At 52.2% G+C, this 8,109-nt stretch carries 5 protein-coding genes; 4 read left to right on the top strand and 1 reads right to left on the bottom strand.

Going from position 1 to position 8,109, the window contains the following annotated elements:
• The 4 genes from QPL95_RS18185 to QPL95_RS18170 all read left to right on the top strand — a co-directional run.
• Positions 1 to 1,316 (top strand): type VI secretion system Vgr family protein (locus tag QPL95_RS18185; protein WP_303292335.1); only part of this gene is annotated, 1,316 nt, incomplete at its 5' end.
• A 410-nt stretch (positions 1,317 to 1,726) separates the two neighbouring features.
• The gene (locus QPL95_RS18180; RefSeq protein WP_303292334.1) at positions 1,727 to 2,563 is read left to right on the top strand and encodes a DUF4123 domain-containing protein; all 837 of its coding nucleotides are present in this window, start codon (positions 1,727 to 1,729) and stop codon (positions 2,561 to 2,563) included.
• A 2-nt stretch (positions 2,564 to 2,565) separates the two neighbouring features.
• Entirely contained in the window at positions 2,566 to 5,775 is a 3,210-nt protein-coding gene (locus QPL95_RS18175; protein WP_303292333.1) for a hypothetical protein, read from the top strand.
• Positions 5,776 to 6,771 (top strand): tetratricopeptide repeat protein, encoded by a 996-nt coding sequence (locus QPL95_RS18170; protein ID WP_303292332.1) that lies wholly within the window; start codon positions 5,776 to 5,778, stop codon positions 6,769 to 6,771.
• A 430-nt stretch (positions 6,772 to 7,201) separates the two neighbouring features.
• Here the strand turns inward: QPL95_RS18170 and QPL95_RS18165 are convergent.
• The coding region (locus QPL95_RS18165) for an SUMF1/EgtB/PvdO family nonheme iron enzyme (RefSeq protein ID WP_303292331.1) at positions 7,202 to 8,109 on the bottom strand (908 nt) is incomplete at its 5' end.

Raw genomic sequence — 8,109 nt, 5'->3', positions numbered from 1 at the left:
GAAACGACGCGGCCCTTGGCAAAGGCAAAAGCAACCGGGCCGACTTTACCGCCGGCGCCAAAGTAACGCTGCAGGACCACGATAGCCAGGCCCTGAACCGGGAATGGCTGCTCACCGCCATCACCCACACCGGCAAACAGCCCACGGCCTTGCAGGAAGAGGGTGGCAGTGAACCCACCAGCTACCACAACGAGTTCACTGCTATTCCGGCCGACAAAACCTGGCGCCCCATGTGCGATCACAAGCCGACCATGGACGGCCCGCAAATGGCCATCGTCACCGGCCCCGAGGGTGAAGAAATTCACTGCGACCAATACGGCCGCGTGAAAGTCAGGTTCCCCTGGGACCGCTACTCGAAAAATGACGAACACAGCAGCGCCTGGCTAAGAGTGGCCCAGGGCTGGGCCGGCGGCCAATACGGCTTCATGGCCCTGCCGAGAATCGGCAACGAAGTCATCGTATCCTTCCTTGACGGCGACCCGGACCAGCCCATCATCACCGGCCGCACCTACCACGCCACCAACACACCGCCTTATGCGCTGCCGGAACACAAAACAAGAACCACCCTGAAAACCAAAACCCACAAGGGTGAAGGCAGCAACGAACTCAGGTTTGAAGACGAAGCGGACCAGGAACAGATCTACATCCACGCCCAGAAAGACCTGGACCTGCTGACGGAAAACAACCGCACCGAAGTCATCAAGAACGACAGTCACCTGACAGTGGAAAACAACCGCTTCAGCCACACCAAAGGCAACAGCCACCACACCACCGATGGCGAGCATCGGGAGAGTATTGGAGCGGACTATAGCCTCACCGTTAACGGAAGCCACCACAGCAAACAGGGCAAGAACCAACTGGTGGAAGCCGGTACGGAGATTCACCACAAGGCCGGTATGAAAATTGTGATTGAAGCCGGGGCCGAGGTGACGCTTAAAGCTGGTGGCAGCTTTGTGAAGGTGGATCCGAGTGGTGTGACGGTTTCCGGGCCGTTGGTGCGGATGAATTCAGGGGGTGGGGCTGGGAGTGGTCGTGGGGTTGGGGTTAAGTCTCCTGATATTCCTGAAATGCTCTCTGAGCAGTCATCAACGGCTGGCTCTTCTGCCTCATTGGTCGACCAGCTCGTAACGCGAAAGGACGGAGTTGCTGGGTCGGTTTCGACATCAAACCTTGGGCAAGCAAAAGCGGGTGTCGCGTCAAGCATGGCGGGATTGACAGAGGGAACGCTATTTCGCGCCGCCAAAGCTGGCAGTACATTTGTGTCTGGGTGCGAGCCTGATAGCCAAGGACGGTGCATGATTCATGACCATGGCTAGAGTCTCGTGAAAGGCGTATTTGCCCGAGATGGGTCTTCATAGAAAAGGTCGTTTGTGACTGGGGTAATTGGTGATCAGGTATCCTTTAATCCTTATGGTGGGGATGATTTCTGCGGGCTGTCTCGCCGTTAGTTAGGACAGTGACAAAGTAACATGTTCAGGGCGGTTTTTGGACAAGAAGTCAGAGATGTTTCCATTCCCTACCCTTCGTAGGAGTTTGCCCTTTACCCACTGCAGCGAGAGGGAGACATTAGTGCTAATCGCGGGAGTAATTTTTACGGATTTGGGTTGGACGGTCAGCTTTGGGAGATACATGACGGTTGGATCTACATGATGAAACCCTCGAGAAAATGACATTAAGTCAGAAAGGGATATTTTGTTTTATTTAACAGCATGGACTGCTATGACCCATGGATAAGATTGAGATCGTTCCGGAGCAACCGCACTCAGAAGAAATAGCGGATTTTGCCGTTCTGGATCTGGCACAAAAGGATGAAGGATTGCTGCTAGGCTGGATGTACCGCTATTTCGATAATGCCGAAATCCCTTGGGAGCCCCTATATCAGAAGACAGAGTTAGCAGATCTCTGGAAAAAAGGCCCCATACTGATTGATCTCAGGCATTCGCCGGCTTTTCGCGAAGCGTTGATCGAGCGGTATCAGACTGAATATCTAGGGATCTTGATCTCGGCGCCTGATGTGGCATTGGCGACTATGGCGGACCACCTCCGATCAATCATCATCGTGCAGCGGGATGGTAAACCATCCATATTCCGTTTTTACGATCCCCGAGCCCTCGGTGCTTTGTTTGAAGTCTTGGCGCCCAGCCAACATCGGCAAATGTTGGGGGCAAGCCGTAAGTGGGCGTGGCATCACCATCAGCAATGGTGGCAATTTGCATCATCGCAGCAAAGCGATAGCTCCAATCCACCGAGAGCGCTCTCGATAACACGCGAGCAGATAGCGCAGATCGATGACGCTCGATCCCATCGGTTTGCTCTGTTCATGGCGCAAACGTATAGCGATTACATTCCTTCTGAGGACGCCCAAGGATTTGCCGTGAATGAGGTCACTGCTGCAAGGTCGGCGGGTTTGTCCACGCACGTGGACTTTGAACGGTGGATTCGGATGGCCATTAAGGTAGAAGGTCCTTTAATGGAATCGGATCATTGGCAGCAACTTGCTGGGAGTAGTGAGCGGTCGCCACTTCAGATTCTTAGCCAACTCGAATGTGAACAAGGACGGTAAGCATGTTGATTGACCAGGATGTCAGAACGCTCGTCAAAAGGGCTGAGTTACCACCGCCTGCACTCCCTGAAACTGACCAGACTTCGGCAAACTCCGAAGCTCAGCCGTGTAAAGACGAAACATTTGCCACGGTGATCTACATTACGGGCCAGCGCAGTTTCTGGTTGGTTCCTCAGGGCGTGTTAGACAAAATCGAGACGAGCGCAGATCGGTTACAAGCTGCAGCTTCCAAAGAAACGGCGGGGCAACGGTTAGCCGAGCTTGAAAAAGCCGGTCTGACGAACCTCTTTCTGCCGGCAACAGCGCAGAGTTTTTTACTACCAGCTGAACAGGAAGAGTGGGTTCGGCTACATGATGAAAACCTGGCCGATGAACGTACCTTGAAAAGGCTCGAGGAAGATCTTCTGGCAGCTGAAGAGGACTATCTGGCAAAAGTGCGGTCGTTGGATAGGGATGAAGCTTTTAATCGCAAACTGTTTGCCTTAAAAGCGGAGTGGTTCACTGAGAAAGCGGAGTTGAAACATCGAATAGCTGATATCCGCGACCAGATCGAGGATCGTCGGGAGCGCTTGGAAGACCTTAGGGAAGAGGGCCTGGATGCAGCAAAGGCTGCTGGCTTTGATGTGGTTGGTGGCGATTTGTACTCCCCGGAGCAGAGAAAAATCCAGGATCTCCTTAGTGACTACCTGGACGCCCGTAAGGCGTTTGAGAATGACACGCTCGGTAATGACACCCAAACTGACCGCTTTATAAACGCCATGCGCCTGAACAGAGAGCTTGTAGCCTACGAGAAGGGGCGGGAAACGCTGGATGTCCAGAAACTTGAAACGTACCTTATCGAGTTGAACGCACTCGAAGGTGAAATGTTGAAGTATTCTGAGGCTGTGCTCAAGTTGGCGAATATTGGCATTGCTACCCCTGAGTATGCATTAGCTAATGGTCAAGGGGACGTTCCGAGCGGGATACTCGAGCTGGGAACCTTTAAACAACTTGAGTGGGACGTTGAACGCCTGACTGAGGATATGAAAGAGCATGGCCATGCGTGGCTAAGGGTGCTCGGAATGAACGGCCCCGCGCCGGCGCCGGCACTTCTGAAGTTCCAGGCCAGTATAGAGGCTTGCCAGGAACAGCAGGAGCAACTGAAGTGCAAGGCAAAAGAAAGAGCAGAGGCATTGGTGCCGGCGCGAATGTTCATGTGGAATCCGGCGGAATTCAAGCCCAGCCCCCACAAGTCACTGGTTCGTCCTGGTATCCCACTTCGGGAGTTTTCCTTACCGAAAGGTGGCTCCACGGTTCGACACTTCACCATCGACAATTTGCCAGGCAGCAAAGACTATCTGAACATCAACACCATTCCGAACGGTGAGGCAGAGCCTGCAAGGCGTTTTGAGCTGGCAAACTCCATCAAGTTGGCGCAAGCACCTGATCAGGACGACGCACTGGATAAGATCCTGACCGACCTCGGTGCTAAAAGGTACCCCCTGCGTGAGTATTGGTTTGATGCCAGCGGGCTTTTTGTGCCGGAACGATTCTTTAGCGCGCTGCAGGGAGAGCGAATTCTGGCGTTCCAAAGTCAGGATGAGATGGATGCATGGGGGGCCCACCTACGGTGTCTCATCTTCAAGTCAGACGCTCAGCGACATTTGATGGGCTTTGACGACAGCTATGCTGGCCAGTTTACTCGCTTGATTCTGAGCGGAATGATTGGTGACCTCGGCGAGGAGTTGAAGAATAACGTTAAAGTTGAAGTGTTGAATGAGGCTGGTTTGTCTCCAGATGTAAGCTTCGGAAGGAACGAGAAGGGGGGAATTGTTCCTGCCTATAAGCTGACAGACGCTTCTGTGGGAGCGAACCTGACATACCGTCAAGGGCAGCTGGATATCATTTCCCTGAGGCTGCCCGAACCGGAGAATGCAAAGCTCATCACCGTTCCGTATTACACAGAGGCAGGCAAAAGCCATCTGGAAATAGGACGGTTTCACTGTAGTCTGGATGTTAAATGTTGGGGCTTTGTCGGCGCTGGGATTTTGCTGAGTCACTCTCTTGGTGTTGAGGCCGTTGAAGGCGAGGGGATACGCGTTACCGGCCGTTATCGTGAAGAGATCGAATCGGATAATGGCTCGGACGCTGGCAATGGTAAAACAGGTCACAGTAAAAAATACGAGAATGGAGTTGAAGGCGTTAAGTTGAATGCCTTCGCCGGCGGTCAGGCAGGGCTCCTGGGTCGCGCTGAAATAAAGTGGGCGATTCCTGACCGCCTGCGAAAAAAGGAGACGTGGAGGCTTTTGGGTGAGGAGGTCCCTGAGTGGATTACCGTGGGCCTTGTGACTGGAGAACTGGTTAGCTCGGCCGGGCTCGGAGCCGACGTCGATTTCAAGATTGGCCTCAGGAATAAGCGCCTGGTGTTATACGGTAAAGGTAAGGTGGTTGCCGGCATTGGCGGGGGTGCGTCTATCGGGGTGGAATTGGCCTACGATACGCTACCGCTGTGGATGCGCTTGCTGCAGCAAGAGCTCCACGAGAACGGTTTTCGCCAAATCTACTGGATTGATTCAGACGCTTTTCAATATATGAGCCTATTGATGAACCTCTGTCTTTCAACGGCATTGAAGATCTCGTTCCTGGCAGCGCAGAGCTATGACTTTGTGCAAGAGGTCTACAGTGATTTTTACAGCAGTGAGAATGCGGGGGTTGTTGCAGTAAGAATTAATGAAGCGATCGAAATCTCGGAAGGCAGGCTCATTCCTTCGGATGATGTGCCCAGAGTAACGTTGGATGAGTACAAGTCCTGGTTTATGGGGCTGCAGCCCGAAGCCATTGGGCCGATGCTATATAACCTAGTGTCGGAGCCGGCTGAGTACGAAGGCGAGAGTGATCAGGATGATCGATCGGAAAAAGAGATGCTGAAAATTCAGCAGATTGCGATCCTACAGTGCTTGCGCTGGATGGGTGAGTCAGAGCTTATTCAACCAGAGTCCTACCGCGGAGCTACTCCTAATCGAATTCAGCGACAATTTGAAGAGTCTGTGACCAGGATGAATATTCATGGCAAAAAGCCTGACGGTGATCTTTTGTTGGTCGCTCGAAATAATGTGGCCAAACTGGATGAGTTTATGAACAGAGGTTGGCTGTCTCCTGCAGATGAAGTTAGATACGAAGAGTATCGACGCCTAAGAAAAAAATTCTGTATTCACATTTGGAGCGAAAGCTAAATGACGCGGAAATTAATTTCATTTCGTATCTGTGTAGGGCTGGTATTTGCTTTTATCACGGTCTTCGCCCAAGCCGAGACGAATGATGATAGGTCCGAGGCTTTGTTTCAGGAAGGTTATACACTCTATCAACAGCAATATAGCCCCAACGCCTTCGAAAAATTTAAGCAGGCTGCTCAGTTAGGACATGTGGAGGCGGCCTATTACGCAGGTAACATCCTTCGCCGGAACCACACCTACATCACGGAAGAGGCTGAACAGTTTTATCGCCAGGCTGCAGAAGGTGGAGACGTTTACGCCATGTTGAGGCTTGCTCGCAAAGGCAACTACTGTGGAACGCTTCGAAATTGTGACTATGACCGCGAGGAGTGGCTGGAGCGTGCGCTGGATTCGGTCCTTCCCAAAGCTGAAGCTGGTGACCTTGACGCAATGAAGGACGCCTATTCTGTTTATCGGGTGTCTGGCGATAAGGGAGAAGCTTGGGGCTGGATTCAGCGAGCGGCCGAAGGAGGTCACGCGTTTTCTCAATACTGGCTGGCGATCTTGCTCGAGGAGCAGGATATGGGCTTTTACTGGACAGAAGCTAGCCGCCGAGCAGACATACTCAAGTGGCTTAAAACCTCGGCAGAGCAGGGATTTCCAAAGGCAATGTTAAAGTTGGCGTTGGAGTACAAGGAAGATGGGCGGTTTGATGAGGCCAATGAATGGGTAGATCTGCTGGGGCAGACAGACTATTTCGAAGCGCTTTTCAACTACGGTTTGATTTTGTTGCAGGGGCCAGAGGGAATGTTTCAGTATCCGGAGGCCCGTCCCGTCGAAGGCTTGGCAGTTCTCTTGGCCTTGCATCGTGAAACAGGTGACCAATCCGTTAAATACAGCATCGATCGCCATTTGAATGATCTGGATTCCGACACAGTGACCAAAGCGAGGGCCAGATCCGAAGAACTTCTGGTGGATACCCCAATACTCCATTACCTGCCGAAGTTCGGGATATAGTCTTATCAGCCACAGCGGAGTAGGTCTGCAGCTATGTGGTAACCGTCCGGTAAACTCATCTTGAGCCTGACGCTGTCGCCGTCAGGATGGTGTCCACTTATTGTCTAGTAGACACTTAACATGAACGAAGTAAGCGTAACCAAGCCCTACCAACGCCGTCGCCGGTTTCCGAGGAATTTAAAGCCCAGATTTTTGCCCAATGCCTGGAGCCCGGAGCGGCGCTTAAGATTCTTGAGACTATTTCCAGTCATCTTGAGTTTATTGAGGTTCTTAAGCGTATCGGTAATGACGGTGGGAAGGGTAATTTTAACGATTTAAGAACAAATTACGCCCAACTGATGTTGCAGCGGCTATTTAAATCAAAGCAGTCTGTCGAGGCAGAGGAGTGGCTTCGAAATGTATATGGCTGATTCTATTTGTTTTAGCTTATTTAGTAGGCGCAGCGGAAGCCCGTTTGTTCGCCACTAAGCCTGGGGACGCCCTTACGGCGAGTAACGGTTGTGTTTCCAATGAAATCTCGATAGTCGCCGCCACGTTGAACCCGATGGGTATCAGTTATACCTTCGAAAGTCAGCTCCAAGCCCGTTTCAGGGCCTTTGGGATTCTGCACTGGCGAATTCTCATAATAATCCTCCCGATAATAGTCCCGAACCCACTCTGCAACATTCCCGGACATATCATGGAGCCCAAGAGGGTTAGGCGGGAAAGTGCCAGGTGGGCTTGGCAGAATTTCATCAAAAGGTCGCCCATCTCGGCGATGGGGCGTGGGACCGGCTGCCATCGTGATACCTTCCTGTGCTTCGCCGTTTTCTGTGGCATATCGAATCATTTTGCCTCTCGCCCTGGCTGCGTATTCCCACTGCGCCTCGGTTGGCAGAGTGACAGGGTGGTCGCTCATTTCACCCACCCACTGGCAGAAGGCCACTGCATCGGTCCACGATGCTACCGCAGGTAATTCAGAGTCATAGCGGTCCGGATTTTCGTCCCGGTAATCATCGTAAAACTTATCCGAATGCTCATAATCGGTTACCGCTTGAAAAAGTTCGAAATCCCCCTGTGTCACTTCATATTTCTGAATATGGAAATCATCCAGAACGACCCTGTGAGCGGGCAACGTATCACTCCGGACACTCCATCCACCGGGATTTCCCATCATGAATTCGCCGCCCTCGACAAACACCATCGCGTCCATCTGGCGCTCGACCATATCTTTAGCATGGTATTCGTAATAAGCGCTGCATCCAGCGGTGGCAAGCATAACGGCAGCGGCAAGAGAAAGACGGCGGATAAGCGAGATCTGCATGGTGGGTTCGGTGTCCTTTCCGAAGATTTTTGACG

Source organism: Marinobacter sp. SS5-14b (assembly GCF_030541005.1).
Taxonomy (GTDB): Bacteria; Pseudomonadota; Gammaproteobacteria; order Pseudomonadales; family Oleiphilaceae; genus Marinobacter.
The sequence above is the reverse complement of the archived record's forward strand: the minus strand, read 5'-3'. Positions and strand labels throughout refer to the sequence as shown.